14 protein-coding genes are annotated in these 15,785 nt (G+C 64.1%); 7 read left to right on the forward strand and 7 right to left on the reverse strand.

From position 1 onward, the window contains the following. Positions 1-23: 23 nt before the first annotated feature. From pdxA to ACP7B7_RS22240, 3 genes are all read right to left on the reverse strand, one after another. On the reverse strand, positions 24-1,070 hold the full coding sequence (pdxA, locus tag ACP7B7_RS22230) for a 4-hydroxythreonine-4-phosphate dehydrogenase PdxA (RefSeq protein ID WP_426078107.1): 1,047 nt from the start codon (positions 1,068-1,070) through the stop codon (positions 24-26). Then, positions 1,070-2,479, reverse strand: coding sequence for a peptidylprolyl isomerase (locus ACP7B7_RS22235; protein WP_426078108.1), 1,410 nt, complete (start codon positions 2,477-2,479; stop codon positions 1,070-1,072). The genes pdxA and ACP7B7_RS22235 overlap by 1 nt, the downstream gene beginning before the upstream one ends. 88 nt (positions 2,480-2,567) lie before the next feature. Beyond that, a complete protein-coding gene (locus tag ACP7B7_RS22240) occupies positions 2,568-4,841 on the reverse strand; it encodes an LPS-assembly protein LptD (protein ID WP_426078109.1) in 2,274 nt (757 codons plus the stop codon). Positions 4,842-4,940: 99 nt separating this feature from the next. Between ACP7B7_RS22240 and ACP7B7_RS22245 the strand changes: the two genes are divergently transcribed. The 5 genes from ACP7B7_RS22245 to ACP7B7_RS22265 all read left to right on the forward strand — a co-directional run bounded on the left by ACP7B7_RS22245 (position 4,941) and on the right by ACP7B7_RS22265 (position 10,257). After that, entirely contained in the window at positions 4,941-6,008 is a 1,068-nt protein-coding gene (locus ACP7B7_RS22245) for an aminoglycoside phosphotransferase family protein (RefSeq protein ID WP_426078110.1), read from the forward strand. 15 nt (positions 6,009-6,023) lie between these two features. Beyond that, a complete protein-coding gene (murU, locus tag ACP7B7_RS22250; protein ID WP_426078111.1) occupies positions 6,024-6,743 on the forward strand; it encodes an N-acetylmuramate alpha-1-phosphate uridylyltransferase MurU in 720 nt (239 codons plus the stop codon). Further along, on the forward strand, positions 6,743-8,065 hold the full coding sequence (locus ACP7B7_RS22255) for an aminopeptidase P N-terminal domain-containing protein (RefSeq protein ID WP_426078155.1): 1,323 nt from the start codon (positions 6,743-6,745) through the stop codon (positions 8,063-8,065). The genes murU and ACP7B7_RS22255 overlap by 1 nt, the downstream gene beginning before the upstream one ends. A 9-nt stretch (positions 8,066-8,074) precedes the next feature. Next, the gene (locus ACP7B7_RS22260; RefSeq protein WP_426078112.1) at positions 8,075-9,217 is read left to right on the forward strand and encodes an FAD-dependent monooxygenase; all 1,143 of its coding nucleotides are present in this window, start codon (positions 8,075-8,077) and stop codon (positions 9,215-9,217) included. A gap of 95 nt (positions 9,218-9,312) precedes the next feature. Next, positions 9,313-10,257, forward strand: a complete 945-nt coding sequence (locus tag ACP7B7_RS22265) for a GGDEF domain-containing protein (RefSeq protein WP_426078113.1) — start codon at positions 9,313-9,315, stop codon at positions 10,255-10,257. Between the two features lie 5 nt (positions 10,258-10,262). On the opposite strand, the gene ACP7B7_RS22270 is transcribed toward ACP7B7_RS22265, so the two are convergent. The 3 genes from ACP7B7_RS22270 to ACP7B7_RS22280 are packed head-to-tail and all read right to left on the reverse strand — an operon-like array spanning position 10,263 to position 13,190. Next, entirely contained in the window at positions 10,263-11,717 is a 1,455-nt protein-coding gene (locus ACP7B7_RS22270) for an NAD(P)(+) transhydrogenase (Re/Si-specific) subunit beta (protein ID WP_426078156.1), read from the reverse strand. 8 nt (positions 11,718-11,725) lie between these two features. After that, positions 11,726-12,040, reverse strand: a complete 315-nt coding sequence (locus ACP7B7_RS22275; protein ID WP_308924089.1) for an NAD(P) transhydrogenase subunit alpha — start codon at positions 12,038-12,040, stop codon at positions 11,726-11,728. Between the two features lie 37 nt (positions 12,041-12,077). Then, entirely contained in the window at positions 12,078-13,190 is a 1,113-nt protein-coding gene (locus tag ACP7B7_RS22280) for a Re/Si-specific NAD(P)(+) transhydrogenase subunit alpha (protein WP_426078114.1), read from the reverse strand. A 397-nt stretch (positions 13,191-13,587) separates the two neighbouring features. On the opposite strand from ACP7B7_RS22280, the gene ACP7B7_RS22285 reads away from it, so the two are divergent. Next, complete coding sequence (locus ACP7B7_RS22285; RefSeq protein ID WP_065307038.1) at positions 13,588-14,067, forward strand: NUDIX hydrolase; 480 nt, start codon at positions 13,588-13,590, stop codon at positions 14,065-14,067. A 27-nt stretch (positions 14,068-14,094) separates the two neighbouring features. Then, positions 14,095-15,210: a tRNA 2-thiouridine(34) synthase MnmA gene (gene mnmA / locus ACP7B7_RS22290; protein ID WP_308924087.1), complete on the forward strand. Its 1,116-nt coding sequence runs from the start codon at positions 14,095-14,097 to the stop codon at positions 15,208-15,210. Positions 15,211-15,348: 138 nt separating this feature from the next. Here the strand turns inward: mnmA and ACP7B7_RS22295 are convergent, their stop codons facing one another. Next, a complete protein-coding gene (locus tag ACP7B7_RS22295; protein WP_308925665.1) occupies positions 15,349-15,753 on the reverse strand; it encodes a response regulator in 405 nt (134 codons plus the stop codon). Between the last annotated feature and the right edge of the window lie 32 nt (positions 15,754-15,785).

Consider the following 15,785-nt stretch of genomic DNA (forward strand, 5'->3'; position numbering starts at 1 on the left):
CTAACCCGACCTACGCTCCTGCTTCAGGTCTGGTTGCTGGCATGCAGCATGTCGTGCGCCGTGCGCAAGGCCTGCTGCATGCTGCCGCAGTCGGCCAGGCCCAGGCCCTGCGCCGCCACGTCCAGCGCCGTGCCATGGTCGACCGAGGTGCGGATCAGGGGCAGGCCCAGGGTGACATTGATGCCGCGGCCAAAGGTGGCGTATTTCAATACCGGCAAGCCCTGGTCGTGGTACATGGCCAGCACGCAATCGGCATCGGCCAGGTATTTCTGCTGGAACAGGGTATCGGCCGGATACGGGCCGCGCGCATCGATGCCGCGCGCCTGGGCGGCGGCAATCGCCGGCGCGATCACGTCGATCTCCTCGCGCCCCAGGTAGCCACCCTCGCCCGCATGCGGGTTCAGGCCGGTGACCAGGATGCGCGGCGCGGCGATGCCGAATTTGCTGCGCAGGTCGGCGTGGATGATGTCGAGCGTGGTGGCCAGGCCGTCCGGCGTGATGGCGGCCGGCACGTCTTTCAAGGGCAGATGGGTGGTGGCCAGCGCCACGCGCAGCACCGGCTGGCCCTGGCCGGGCTCGCCTGCCAGCATCATCACCACCTGTCGGGTAGCCGTTTTGTCGGCCAGGTATTCGGTGTGGCCCGTAAAGGCGATGCCGGCGTCATTGATCGTGCTTTTTTGCAAGGGCGCCGTCACCATAGCGCCGAACCAGCCGGCTTGTATGCCTTCGACGGCCGCATCGAGCGTGTCGAGCACGGCGCGGCCATTGTCCTTGTCGAGCACGCCGGGAATCACATTGTTGACGGTGGGGATGTCGATCACCGCCAGGCGGCCGGGACCGAAGTTCGGCAGGCCGCTGTTGCGCACCGCCTGCAGCGACAGCGCCGCCAGGCGGATCTCGGGGTCGATCAGGCTGGCGGTCAGCGCCAGATAGGCCGCGTCGCCGAGCAGGATGCAGTTCGCTTCATGGCGCATGGCCCAGGCCGCGCGGATCGAAATTTCCGGACCGACGCCGGCCGGTTCGCCACAGGTGATGGCGATGGCCGGACGCCGTGTAGTTGCTGTCGACATTACTGGTCGTCGGCGCGGAATTCGACGTAGGCACGGTCGCGCACTTCGCGCGCCCAGCTCTCCGTCGCTTCTTCCAGCTTGCGCTCGCGCAGGGCGTTGCGGGCGGCGTTGCGTTCTTTTTCTTTCGACACGTCGTCGCTCTTGCGTTCCAGCACTTCGATCAAATGGAAACCGAAGCTGGTCTCGATCGGCTCGCTGACCTGGCCCGGTTTCAGCGCGTTCATGGCGGTCTCGAATTCCGGCATGGTGTCGCCCGGCGCCAGCCAGCCCAGGTCGCCGCCCTTGGCCGCCGAACTGTCGTTCGAGAACAAGCGGGCCAGGTCTTCGAACTTGGCGGCCTTGTTATCGAGGCGTTCCTTCAGGTCCACCAGCTTGCGCTTGGCTTCGGCGGCCGACAGGGTCGGCGTGACTTTCAGCAAGATATGGCGCGCATGGGTCTGCTGCACGGCGGCCACCGCCTGCGCTTCGGCCGCGCTGCGGCGGTCCACCAGCTTCAGAATATGGAAACCGGTGTTGCTTTTGATAATAGGCGTGATCTGGCCCGGCTTCAGCTTCAGCAGCTGCTCGGTAAACAGCGGCGGCAGGCGGTTGCTGTCGCGCCAGCCGATATCACCACCGCTCAGCGCATCGCTGGCGTCGGAATAGGTGGCGGCCATCTTGGCGAAATCGGCGCCGGTGCGCAGCTGGCGGCTGACTTCGTCGGCGCGCGCGCGGCGGGCCGCGATCTGTTCCGGGCTGGAATTTTCCGGGATGCGTACCAGGATCTGCGCCAGGTTCATCTCGACCTGCTCGCTGGCGGCGGCTTTTTCGGCCGCCAGGAAGTTGTCCACTTCGGAGTCCGAAATCTGGATCTTGGCGTCGACTTCATGTTCGCGCAGGCGCTGCATGATGATTTCGTCACGGATTTCCTCGCGGAAAGTGGCAAACGGCGTGCCTTCCTTTTCCATCTGGTTGCGCAAGTCCTGGATGGTCATTTTTTGCTGTTCGGCGATGCGGCCGATGGCGCGGTCCAGCGTCTGGTCATCGACGCGCACGCCCATTTCCTTGGCCAGCTGCATCTGTGCGCGCTCGACGATCATGCGCTCAAGCAATTGACGGCGCAGGTCGGCAGGGTCGGGCAAGGGCACGTTCTGCGCCTTCATGCGCTGTTCCACACTCTTGATGCGCGCCGCGACTTCATTGCGGGTGATCACATCGTCATTGACGACGACGGCGATCGAATCGATGGTCTTGCCGCTGCTGGACGCTGGCGGGGTAAAACCCTGGACCGGCGCGGGCTTGGCGGCGGCAGGCTTGGCAGCGGCGGCAGGAGCGGCCTGTTGCGCCCAGACACTACTGGTCGTGGCGCCGGACATGGCGCACAACAGAACCGCGGCAATTTTGAGTTGGTGCATACTGGCATTACGCATAATGTGTAGAGCGCTCATGAGTTCAGGTGAATAAAAAAACCGGTTTGCGCCAGCGCCGGGAACACCGGCGGCGGCAGCAGCGCCCATCTTAACGGATAGGCGTGCTCAATGCCTGATAGCCAGGGATCGTTTTTGTAAATGTTTCCAGGCCATTCGCGCCCAGGCCCAGGCCATTCGACAGGCCAGTCAGTTCCAGCTGGAAAAAGATCGGGGTCGACGATTTCTGTGCCGACGTCACGAAACGCTGCGCACCCATGCGGAATACCCAGCAGTCGCCCTTGTATTCCAGGCCGATCAGGCCTTCGAGCAGGCGGCGGTCGAGCAGCGAGTAGCTGACCCGGCCCACGCCATACAGGCGCTCGCTCAGCGGCCACTGCCCCGACACTTCGGCATTGCGGAAGCTGCCGCGCTGGAAACGGCTGCCGACGTTCAGCACTTTTTTCGGACCCGGCTGGTATTGTACCGAATAGGTCGAACTGACCAGCTGGCTGTCGCTCGGGTTGTACTGTACCAGGCTGTCGACGGTCCAGGTTTCCGACACGCGGCCGGTGGCGGCCAGCAGAATGTCCGAGCGCGCCTGGTTGACCGGCGTGGTCGACGCCAGCTGCACGCGCTGGTCGGCAAAGTAGAAACGCTGGCCGAAGGTCAGGCGCAGGCGCTCGGCGCCATCGGCCTGCAGGAAGCGCGAGACGACGGCCGCCGTCACCTGGTTGGCGTCGCCGATGCGGTCGCTGCCGACAAAACGGTTTTCCGTGAAGATCTGCGTCAGGTTGAACGTCGCGTCGGCCGTATCGAAATTCGGGAACTGCGACTGGTCGCGGTAAGGCGTGTAGACATAGAACAGCCGCGGCTCGAAGGTCTGCGTGCCACCCTTGGCGCCGAACAGGTTGCTGTCGCGTTCGAACACCAGGCCGCTGTCGACCGAAATGGTGGGAATCGCGCGCGAAAACGAGGTATTCGGGAACGACGCCTTGGTGGTGGCGTTGTTGTCGAGCTGGTAGGCGCTGGCGTTCAGCATCAGCTTGGGCGTAATGAAGTAGCCGGGGCGCACGATCGGGAAACTGATCTGCGGCACCACCACCATGCGTGTCCCCTGCACCAGGGTCGGGTGCGCGAAACGCGTCACTTCGCTGTCGAGCGTCCAGTCGAAACCGCCCCAGACATCATATTTGCCTGCATGGAAGTTAATCGACGGCAAACGGTCATACGGCCGCGTGACGGTCAGGCTGGGGTCGGTCGCGGCGGCCGGGTCCTGCAGCACCTGGTAATTCTGCACGCGCGCCGTCAGGCTCCAGTCCTCGGTGCGGTAGTCGGTGCGCAACTCGCGCAGCAGCTGGCGCTCGGTGGCGCCGGCCACGTTTTTCGAAAAGTCGCTCGGATAATTATTGTCGGACGCTTCGCGCACATCCCAGCCATAGGTCCAGCCCACGGCCAGCGCCTGCTCATGCTTGGACCTGATCATGTAGCGGTCGGTCTTGGTCTGCTTGTCGTTCGGCAAGTACTCGATCGCGGTCTCGCCGCTGTACAGGCCGGCGTCCGTCTCGCCCAGGTAGCGCCCGACGGCGCCCAGCTGGATGCCGCGCCGCTGTATGTATTTCGGATACAGGGTCAGGTCGCGGTTCGGCGCGATATTGAGGTAGTAGGGCACCAGCAGTTCAAAGCCGTTTTTCGAGTTGAAGCCCGGTGTCGGCGCCAGCCAGCCCGAGCGGCGCGCGCCCGACAGCGAGAACGAGATGCCGGGCGTGCCCAGGATCGGCACGTCCTTGAAATAGATGATGGTCTTGCTGCCGGTACCCACGTCGCGCCCGGAATCGAGGTTCAGGGTGCTCGACTTCAGGTACCAGTCGGGGTTCGGACCTTCGCAGGTGCTGTAAGTACCGTCGATGACGGTCGCTTCGTCCTGGTTGATGAAGTCGACTCGCTCGGCCTTGCCGCGCCCGCCGCCGACTTCGAAGCGATACGTGGGGTTGAGCAGGAAACCCTTGCCGGTCTCCATGTTCAGCTTCATCACGTCGCCCGTGTAATAGTCGCCGAAACGCCACATCTTGATCTTGCCCTCGGCGTCGAACTCGTCTTCAACTTGTTTGTAACAAGCTGTATCGGCCGTCATTTTGGTGGTCGTGCCCCGCTCGATCACCACATTATTATTGAGATTGAGCTCGCGTTCCGGCCGGCCGCTCATGCTGTCCGCCGTCATGACGGTGGGCGCCTCCGGCTCTTCCACATGCGCCGGGCGAGGCGCTTTCTCCACATGCGGGCGGGGCGCTTTCTGGGCGTGGGCAGGCACCGCGGTGGCGGTGACGAGCGCGCTGATGGCAAAAGCCCAGCGCTGTGAAGAGGGGGAGGCCGAAAACCAGCTCATGAATTCGAAGGGGCAAGCACCATTGACAGGCGATTTTTTGATTTGAATCCCTTATTATATGGGAATCCGCACGATCAACCCGATTCCACAGGCCGCTTAATGTCATTCTCTTCCAATTCCACCACCGCGCCGGCGCAGGCCGACGCTCGCCTGACCCTGTTGAAAGCCTGGTTGACCACGCTGAACCTCGTCGCCCCCGATTCGGCCCGCCCCGCCTCCAGCGATGCGAGCTTCCGCCGCTACTACCGGCTCGACGTGCTGCCGGGCGCTGCCAACGTGCCGGGCGCCACCCTGATCGCCATGGATGCGCCGCCCGAGCGCGAAAACGTGCCCGCCTTCGTCAAGGTGGCAGGCCTGCTGAAAAGCGCCGGCGTGTCGGTGCCCGAGATCGTCGCGCAAGACCTGGACAACGGCTTTTTGCTGCTGTCCGACCTGGGCACCACCACCTATCTCGACGCGCTGAACCACGACAACGCGGCCGTACTGTACGCCGAAGCGCTGGAGTCGCTCATGAAAATCCAGCAGGCCAGCGAGCCGGGCGTGCTGCCCGAATTCGACCGCGCCTTCATTTTGCGCGAAATGAATCTGTTCCCGGAATGGTTTATCGGCAAGCATCTGGGCGCCACCCTGACCGACGTGCAGGAAACCCAGCTGAACAAGGTGTTCGAGGCCATCACGGCGAATATCTTGTCGCAGCAACAAGTTTTCATGCACCGCGACTACCATTCGCGCAACCTGATGCATGTCAACGACGGTTCCCTGCCCAATCCCGGCATCCTCGACTTCCAGGACGCCGTGTTCGGCCCCATCACCTACGATATCGCCTCGCTGCTGCGCGACGCCTACATACAGTGGGATGAAGAACTGGTGCTCGACTGGGTGATCCGCTACTGGCAGCGCGCCAAGCAGTTGGGCCTGCCCGTCAATCCCGATATCGACGCCTTTTACCGCGACTTCGAATTCACGGCCCTGCAGCGCCACCTGAAGATCCTCGGCCTGTTCGCGCGCCTGAACTACCGCGACGGCAAGTCGCTGTACATGGGCGACCTGCCAACCGTGCTCGACTACGTGCGCAAGACGGCCAACCGCTATACGGAATTGAAACCGCTGGTGCGCCTGCTCGACGCGCTGGAAAATAAAGCGCCGCAGGTTGGTTACACATTCTGATCAGAAAAGATTTCCATGAAAGCCATGATTTTTGCCGCAGGCCGCGGTGAACGGATGCGTCCGCTCACCGATACCTGCCCCAAACCGCTGCTGAAAGTACGCGGCCGTCCGCTGATCGTCTGGCATGTGCTGAACCTGGTGCGCGCCGGCATTACCGAGATCGTCATCAACCATTCCCATTTGGGCCATTTGATCGAGGAAACCCTGGGCGACGGCAGCGCCTATGGCGCGCGCATCGCGTATTCGCCCGAGACCACCCCGCTGGAAACGGCCGGCGGCATCGCCCAGGCCCGTCATCTGCTGGGCGAGGAACCGTTCCTGGCGATTTCCGGCGATATCTATTGCCCGTATTTCGACTTCAAGCAGGTGCTCGACGTGCTGGCCGACAAGGACGTGCTGGGCACGCCCTACCCGCAAGACGAACGCGATATCGCCTGGACCTACCTGGTGCCGAATCCCGATTTCCACCCGAACGGCGACTTCGGCCTGACCCTGTATGCGATCAACAATACGGGCGAGCCGAAATGGACGTTTGCCAATATCGGCGTGTACCGGCCTGAAATGTTCGACGGCATCGCCCCCGGCAGCCATGCGGGCCTGGGCGATTTGCTGCGCAAGTATGCCGAGCTGGGCCGCATTGGCGGCGAAATCTATCCGGGCGAGTGGACCAATGTCGGCACGCCGGCCCAGCTGGACGTGCTCAATGGCGTCAAGCCAGGCACGCCCGCAGCATGATGGCCAATCACGCGGCGCGCCGCGCGGCCGTGATGGCGCAGATGGCGCCGGGCAGCGTGGCCATCCTGGCCACCGCGCCCGAGGTGGCCCGCAACAGCGATTGCGACTACCCCTACCGCCACGACAGCGCGTTTTATTACTTGAGCGGCTTTACGGAGCCGGACAGCGCGCTGGCGCTGGTGGCCGCCAGCGGCACCGCGCCGGCGCGCGCCATCCTGTTTTGCCGCGCCAAGAATACCGAGCGTGAAATCTGGGACGGTTTTCGCCATGGCCCGGAAGCGGCGCGCGCCGCCTTCGGCTTCGATGCCGCGTTTGCGATCGAGGAACTGGACGTGGAGATGGCGCGCCTGCTGACCGACGCGCCGGCGATTTACTACCCGATGGGCGGCAGCCTCGATGTGCAGGTCAAGCTGTGGCGCCATACGGTGCAGCAAAAGGCCCGCAGCGGCGTCACGCCACCGGCAACCGCACATGACATCACCGGCATGCTCGATGCCATGCGCCTGCTGAAAGACCCGGAAGAACAAACCGTGATGCGGCGCGCCGCGGCGATTGCCAGCGCGGCCCACGTGCGCGCCATGCGCGCCACCCGCCCCGGCCTGCATGAATACGCGATCGAAGCGGAACTGCTGTACGAGTTTCGCCGCAGCGGCGCGCAGTTTCCCGCCTATACCTCCATCGTGGCCGGCGGCGCCAACGCCTGCATCCTGCATTACAGCGCCAACGACGCGGTATTGCACGATGGCGAACTGCTGCTGGTCGACGCCGGCTGCGAACTCGATGGCTATGCCTCCGACATCACGCGCACCTGGCCCGTCAGCGGCCGTTTCAGCGCGCCGCAGCGCGACTTGTATGAACTGGTGCTGGCGGCGCAGCAGGCGTCGCTCGACATGGTGCGCCCGGGCCTGCGGCAAAGCCTGATCCACGAAGCGGCGCTGCTGGTGCTGGCGCAAGGCATGCTGGACCTGGGTTTGCTGGACCGCCAGAAGAGCGGCGGGGTGCAGGACGTCATCGCCGACAAGGCCTACATGCCGTTCTACATGCACGGCACCAGCCACTGGCTGGGGATGGACGTGCACGACGTGGGCGCCTACCGCGACACCGGGGCCGAAGGCAAGCCATGGCGGCCGCTGGAAGCGGGCATGGTGCTGACGGTCGAACCGGGCATCTATGTGCGCCCGGCGCCCGGCGTGCCGGAACACTTCTGGAACATCGGCATCCGCATCGAGGATGATGTGCTGGTGACGCCGCAAGGCCATGAAATCTTCAGCTCGGCGCCGAAAAGCGTGGCTGAAATCGAACAACTGATGTCACCGGATTGAAGCCACCGCATGCCTATATCGTCTTCGTTTGACCTTGCCATCTGCGGCGCCGGCCCGGTCGGCATGGCGCTGGCCGCCCTGCTGGTACGGCGCGGCGCCAGCGCGCCGGGCATCGCCCTGATCGACGCCAAGTCGGTCGAGCAGGCCAGGCGCGACCCGCGCACCATCGCCCTGTCGTACGGCAGCCGCCAGATCCTGGAGGAAGCGGGCGCCTGGCCGGTGGCCGCCACCGCCATCCATGAAATCCATGTGTCGCGCCGCGGCCGTTTCGGGCGCAGCCTGATGGACCGCGCCGAACATGGCGTTGATGCGCTCGGCTATGTGGCCCGCTATGGCGATGTCGTCACCGTGTTGTCGGAAGAATGCGCGCGGCTGGACATCGCCACCTTGCGCCCGGCGCTGGTCACCGGCAGCACCGAAGACGCCGAGGGCGTCACCGTGGCGCTGGAACAGGACGGCGTGGTGTCCGATATCCATGCACGCTTGCTGGCGCAGGCCGAAGGCGGCCTGTTTGGCCAGCAGCTTGAGCGCGCCGTCAGCCGCGACTATGGCCAGAGCGCCATCATCGCCTGGGTCAAGGTCGATGCGCCGATCGCGCACCGCGCCTATGAACGGTTTACCGACGACGGCCCGCTGGCGCTGCTGCCGCAGGACGACGGCTATGCGCTGGTGTGGTGCGTGCCGCCGACGCGCGCCGAGCAACTGCTGGCGCTCGACGATGCGGCGTTTCTCGCGCGCCTGGGCGACGCCTTTGGCGGCCGCCTGGGGCGTTTTACGCATGCCACGCCGCGCCTGGCCTATCCGCTGGGACTGAACGCGCAAGCGCCAGGGACAGCGCGCACGGTCGCCATCGGCAATGCGGCGCAAACCCTGCATCCGGTGGCCGGCCAGGGCCTGAACCTGGGCCTGCGCGACGCCGCCGTGCTGGCCCGCGTGCTGGCGCAGGACCATGGTCCGGCCGGGCTGGCGCGCTATGCCGGCCTGCGCCAGGCCGACCGGGGCGCCACCGTGCGCGTGACCGACACCATGGCGCGCATCTTTACGGGATCAACGCCGGCGCAGAGCGTGCTGGGTCTGTCGCTGGGGCTATTGGATATCGTCGGCCCGGCGCGCAAAACTTTAGCGGAACTGATGATGTACGGCCGCCGCTGAAGACAAAGCGGGCGAAAAAGTCACAGCTGGCAAGACCGGCATGGAGTAAACGTCCGGTCGATGCGACAATGGGGTTCAACCGGATCCTCGTCCCCATGACAGATGCCTTGCCTGCGGCTTCCCCTGCCGCGCTTCCCGAAGTACTGTATTCCCGCCTGCTGGAAGACGCGCTCGACGCCGTCATCATCATCGACGAGCAATGCCGCATCTGCTATATCAATGGCGCCATGCAGGCGCTGTCGGGCTATGCCAGCGGCGAACTGCTGGGCCAGACCCTGAACGGCCTGCTGCCCGATGCGGTGGCCGCGCAGCACGATGATATGGTGATGGCCTATATCCGCAGTTCGCGCACCTCCAGCGTGCTGGGCAAAATCCGCGAGTTCGCCATCCGTCACCGCAATGCACAGATGATCCCGATCGAAATGAAAGCGCTGGACCTGGGCATGGTCGACGGCATGCGCTACTTCGGCGCCTTTCTGCTCGATGTGCGCGTACGGCGCGAGCTGGCGGCCAAGAACGCCAGCCTGCTGGCGCAGCTGGAACAGCAGGCGCTGTGCGATGCGCTGACGTCGCTGCCGAACCGGCGCGCCTATGAAGCGCAGGCCGAGCAGGCGATGGCGCGGGCCGCGCGTGGCGGCGGCCTGCTGGCGGTCGGCGTGGCCGACCTCGATCACTTCAAGAAAATCAACGACCGCCATGGCCATGCCGTCGGCGACGCCGTGCTGCGCACGGTGGCGCGGGTATTGCGCGAGGCGGGCCGCGTGAGCGATGTATGCGCGCGCCTGGGCGGCGAGGAATTCGGCCTGCTGTTCCCCGACGCCAGCCTGGAACAGGCCTGCAAGGTGGCCGAGCGCATCCGCGCGGCGGTGGCGGCCGCCCCCACGCCGCTGCCCGACGGCACGGCGCTGCATGTGACGATGAGCATCGGCGTGGCCACCCTGGCTTTAGGGGCGACGCTGGACGCGGCCATGTCGGACGCCGACCGCGCCCTGTACCAGGCCAAGCACCAGGGCCGCGACCAGGTGGCCGCGGCCGGGTAAAGGCGTTACTCCACCGCCTTGAGCATGTCCTCGATCACCTTTTTCGCGTCGCCGAACACCATCATCGTATTGGCCTGGTAGAACAAATCATTGTCCAGGCCCGCATAGCCGGAGGCCATAGAACGCTTGTTGACGATGATGCTCTTGGCTTTGTACGCTTCCAGGATCGGCATGCCGGCGATTGGCGACTTGGGATCCTTCGCCGCCGGGTTGACGACATCGTTCGCGCCCAGCACCAGCACCACGTCGGTCTGGCCGAATTCGCCGTTGATGTCCTCCATCTCGAACACCTGGTCGTACGGCACTTCGGCTTCGGCCAGCAGCACGTTCATGTGGCCCGGCATGCGCCCGGCCACCGGGTGGATCGCATACTTGACGGTGACGCCCTTGTGGGTCAGCTTTTCCACCAGCTCTTTCAACGAATGCTGGGCGCGCGCCACGGCCAGGCCGTAGCCGGGCACGATGATCACGGTTTCCGCATTGCCCATGATAAAGGCGGCGTCGTCGGCCGACCCCGATTTCACGGGCCGCTGTTCCCGCGCACCGGCCGCACCGGCCGCCGGCGCATCGCCGCCGAAGCCGCCCAGGATCACGTTGAAGAAGGAGCGGTTCATGGCCTTGCACATGATGTACGACAGGATCGCGCCACTCGATCCCACCAGAGACCCCGCGATGATCAGCATCGAGTTATTCAGCGAAAAGCCGATGCCGGCCGCCGCCCAGCCGGAATAACTGTTCAGCATCGAGACCACCACCGGCATGTCGGCGCCGCCGATCGGAATGATGATCAGCACGCCCAGCGCAAAGGCGATGATGGCCATGATCACGAACGGCGTCCAGGCAGGCTGCACGCCGTCGGCGAAGCAGAACGCCAGGCCCAGGCCCACCATCACCAGCGCCAGCACCAGGTTGAGCATGTGCTGGCCCTTGAAGCTGACGGGCGCGCCCTGGAACAGGCGGAACTTGTATTTGCCCGACAGCTTGCCGAATGCGATCACCGAACCGGAAAACGTGATGGCGCCGACAAAGGTGCCGATGAACAGTTCGAAGCGGTTACCGATCGGCAGCGCCTGGCCCTGTTCGGCGATATTGAAGGCCCACGGTTCCGACACGGCCGCCACCGCGATGCAGACGGCCGCCAGGCCGATCAGCGAATGCATGGCCGCCACCAGTTCCGGCATCTTGGTCATTTCCACGGTTTTCGCCAGGTAGGCGCCGATCGCGCCGCCCGTCACGATGCCGATGATGACCAGGGTCAGGCCCATGCCGCCCGTCTGCTGCTCCTTCAGTTTCAGGATCAAAGCGACGGTGGTGACGGCGGCGATGGCCATGCCGGAAATCCCGAAGGCATTGCCGCGGCGCGCCGTGGCCGGTGATGACAGCCCTTTCAGGGCCTGGATAAAGCACACCGAGGCGATCAGGTACATCATCGTCACCAGGTTCATGGTGACGAAGCTCATGGCGTGGCTCATTGTTTATCCCCCTGCTTGGCCTTCGGTTCCTTTTTGCGGAACATCTCGAGCATGCGCTGGGTGACCATGAAGCCGCCGAACACATTGACCGCCGCCAGCGCCACGGCCAGGGTGCCGGCCGCCTGCGCCAGCGGGCCTTGCGTCAGGCCGGCGGCCAGCATGGCGCCGACGATGATGATGGCGGAAATGGCGTTGGTGACGGCCATCAGCGGCGTATGCAGCGCCGGCGTGACGGTCCAGACCACGTGGTAGCCCACATAAATGGCCAGCACGAAGATGATAAGGTTGGTGATGGTGTGACTGATATCCATGGTGCCGCTCTCCCGATGTCGATTGTTATTTTCTAACTTATTTGCGTAACACTTCGCCGCCCGTGCACACCAGGCTGGCCTTGATGATTTCATCCTCGCGGTCGATCAGGAGCGCATCGTCCTTGTCGAAGATCAGCTTCAGGAAGTCGAGCACGTTGCGCGCATACAGGGCCGAGGCGTCGGCCGCCACCAGGGTTGCCAGGTTCGGCTCGCCGACGATGTATACGCCGTGTTTCACCACCGTCTTGCCCAGCTCGGACAGCGGGCAGTTGCCGCCCTGCTCCACGGCCAGATCGACGATCACGGAACCGGGTTTCATCGCTTTCACCGTCTCTTCGGAGATCAGCACCGGCGCCGCGCGGCCGGGAATCAAGGCGGTGGTGATGATGATGTCGGCCAGTTTCGCCCGTTCATGCACCAGTTCGGCCTGGCGCCGCATCCAGTCGGCCGGCATCGCGCGCGCGTAGCCGCCCGAACCCTTGGCGATTTCCTTTTCCTCGTCGGTAAGGAAGGGCACGTCGAGGAATTTGGCACCCAGCGACTCGACTTGTTCCTTGACCGGTGGTCGCACGTCGGACGCTTCGATCACGGCGCCCAGGCGCTTGGCCGTGGCGATCGCCTGCAGGCCGGCCACGCCCACGCCCATGATCAGCACGCGCGCCGCCTTGACGGTGCCGGCCGCCGTCATCAGCATCGGCATGAAGCGCTGGTAGGTATTGGCCGCCACCAGCACCGCCTTGTAGCCGGCGATATTGGCTTGCGAGGACAGCACGTCCATCGACTGCGCGCGCGTGATGCGCGGCACGGCTTCCAGCGCGAAGGCGGACAGGCCGGCCGCCGCCATGGCGGCGATATTGTCGGCGTCAAACGGATTGAGCATGCCGATCAGCACCGTACCAAAGGCCATCAGCGCGCGTTCATCGGCGTCGGGGGCGCGCACCTTGAGCACGATGGCGCAGCCGTAGGCTTCCCGGGCGCTGCCGATCTGTGCGCCGGCGGCGGCGTAGGCCTCGTCGGGAATCGAGGCCTGCAGGCCTGCCCCCGCCTGCACGACGATCTGGTGCTTGGCCGCCAGCTTCTTGACGGTCTCGGGCGTGGCCGCGACCCGGGTTTCGCCGGGCCGCGTTTCGGCCGGTATGCCTATCCTCATGATGCCTCCAGAAATTATTAAACTGACTAGAATCTAACACGTAAACTGCGGCCGTAAACATTTGTGAAGCAGCAACTTATAGAGTCCCGGCACTGATTTTTGAAGGGCCGCCGCCTGCCGCGCCAGCACGGCTGCCGCGATAACTTGTGACAATTTCGCCACATCAAAGCATGCGTGCGCGCTTGTTTTGACCACGCAGAGCGCCTATATTGACGGGCGCACCGGGCGCCTTGCCATCAACTTGCCCATGCTAGTGCGCGCCGCCGGCACGATGTAAGTGCCTCTCCCTTTTATTTGCAAAAATGTTGTCTTTTATCAATATGTCGGTGCAAAGCGAGCCGGGTTCAGACCGTGCGCGCAGAACAAGATAAAATGTCGGCTCTTTCAAGGATGGATCATGCCGAGAATCTGGAAACCCTCTGTCACCGTTGCCGCCATCGTCGAGCGCGACGGCCTGTTTTTACTGATTGAAGAAGAGACCAGCGAGGGCGTCAAGATCAATCAACCGGCCGGCCACCTCGACCCGTTCGAGTCGCTGGAGCAGGCGGTGATCCGCGAAACGCTGGAAGAAGCGGCCTACGATTTCATCCCCACGGGCCTGGTCGGCATGTACATGTCGCGCTACCAGTCGGTGCGCACGGGCGAAGACGTCACGTATTTGCGCTTCACCTTTTGCGGCACCGCCGGCGCCGAGCATGACCGTCCGCTCGACGAAGGCATCCTGCGCACCATGTGGCTGACGCGCGATGAACTGGCGGCCTGCCAGGACCGCCACCGCAGCCCGCTGGTGCTGCAATGCGTCGACGAATACCTGGAAGGCCGTCGCGCGCCGCTGGCGTTGCTGCACACGCATGCGTCTGTATTCAACAGCGCATAGCGATTATTCAAGTTATTGGAAAGCAAGATGAGCAAGAAGAAAGTCGTGATCGGCATGTCCGGCGGGGTCGATTCCTCGGTCGCCGCATGGATGCTGAAGGAACAGGGCTATGAAGTGATCGGCCTGTTCATGAAAAACTGGGAAGACGACGACGATTCGGAATACTGCTCGACGCGCCAGGACTGGATCGACGCGGCCAGCGTGGCCGACGTGATCGGCGTCGATATCGAGGCCGTCAATTTCGCCGCCGAATACAAGGACCGCGTCTTCGCCGACTTCCTGCGCGAATACCAGGCCGGCCGCACGCCGAACCCGGACGTGCTGTGCAACGCCGAGATCAAGTTCAAGGCCTTCCTCGACCACGCCATGACCCTGGGCGCCGACCTGATCGCCACCGGCCACTATGCGCGCGTGCGCCAGGCGCCAGGCGACACCGCCCGCTACGAGCTGATGAAAGCCGTCGACGCCAGCAAGGATCAAAGTTATTTCCTGCACCGCCTGAACCAGGCGCAGTTGTCGAAGACCCTGTTCCCGCTCGGTGAAATCCCGAAGACGGAAGTGCGCAAGATCGCCGAAAAACTGGCGCTGCCGAACGCGCAGAAGAAGGATTCGACCGGCATCTGCTTTATCGGCGAGCGCCCGTTCCGCGAATTTTTGAACCGCTACCTGTCATACAAGCCGGGCCCGATGAAGACGGCCGACGGCAAGACCGTGGGCGAACACGTGGGCCTGAGCTTTTATACCCTGGGGCAGCGCAAGGGCATCGGCATCGGCGGCGTGAAGTCGTACCAGAACGCCGACGGCAGCAGCGACGCCTGGTATGTGGCGCGCAAGGATATCGTCAACAACACCCTGTACGTGGTGCAGGGCCATGACCATCCGTGGCTGCTGTCGCCGGCGCTGTCGGCCGACCAGGCCAGCTGGATCGCGGGCGTGGCGCCGCAGGCGGGCGCCCTGTCGGCCAAAACCCGCTACCGCCAGGCCGACGTGGCCTGCCAGCTGCTGCCGAACGGCGATGACTTGTTCGGCCTCGCCTTCGACCAGGCCCAGTGGGCGGTCACGCCCGGCCAGTCGGCGGTGCTGTATGACGGCGACGTGTGTCTGGGCGGCGGCATTATCGCCAGCGCCACCGGGTTGCTGTAATCAATTGTATGCATCAAGTTCAGTATCGACGCCTGAGAAAATCGTAGCGAGCGGCAGTGAGTTGTGGCCGAGAAGCGCAGCTGTACTTTAGTACAGCGAGCATCGCCGGCCGCAAATCGCGACGCGCAGTAGATTTAATCAGGCGTCCTTCTGAGCGGCGGCCAAGGCCTGCTGCTTGCGCACCATGGCGATGACGGTATTGCGCACGGTTTTCAGGACCGTGTCGGCCATGAACGGTTTGACGATAAAGCCGGACACGCCCATCGCGTGCGCCTGCTGCAGCGAGGCGGCGTCGATGCCGCCCGAGACCATGAAGATCAGCGTTTTCGGATACTGCTCGCGGATGGTCTGCACCACGTCGCTGCCGTCTTCCACCTGCTCGCGCGCGATGCACACGAAATGCGGGCGGTGCTTGACCAGCAGCGCCAGGCCCAGCGCGCTGGTATGGCCCTGGCCACACACATCGTAGCCGCCATCGGTCAGGACCGTGTTGAGCAGGCCGCGCGCCACGGCACTGCTATCGATCAGGACTGCCTTTAACATCATGATGACTTCCCTTGCTTGATTGTTGCCTG

Source organism: Janthinobacterium sp. PSPC3-1 (assembly GCF_049896105.1).
Classification (GTDB): domain Bacteria; phylum Pseudomonadota; class Gammaproteobacteria; order Burkholderiales; family Burkholderiaceae_D; genus Janthinobacterium.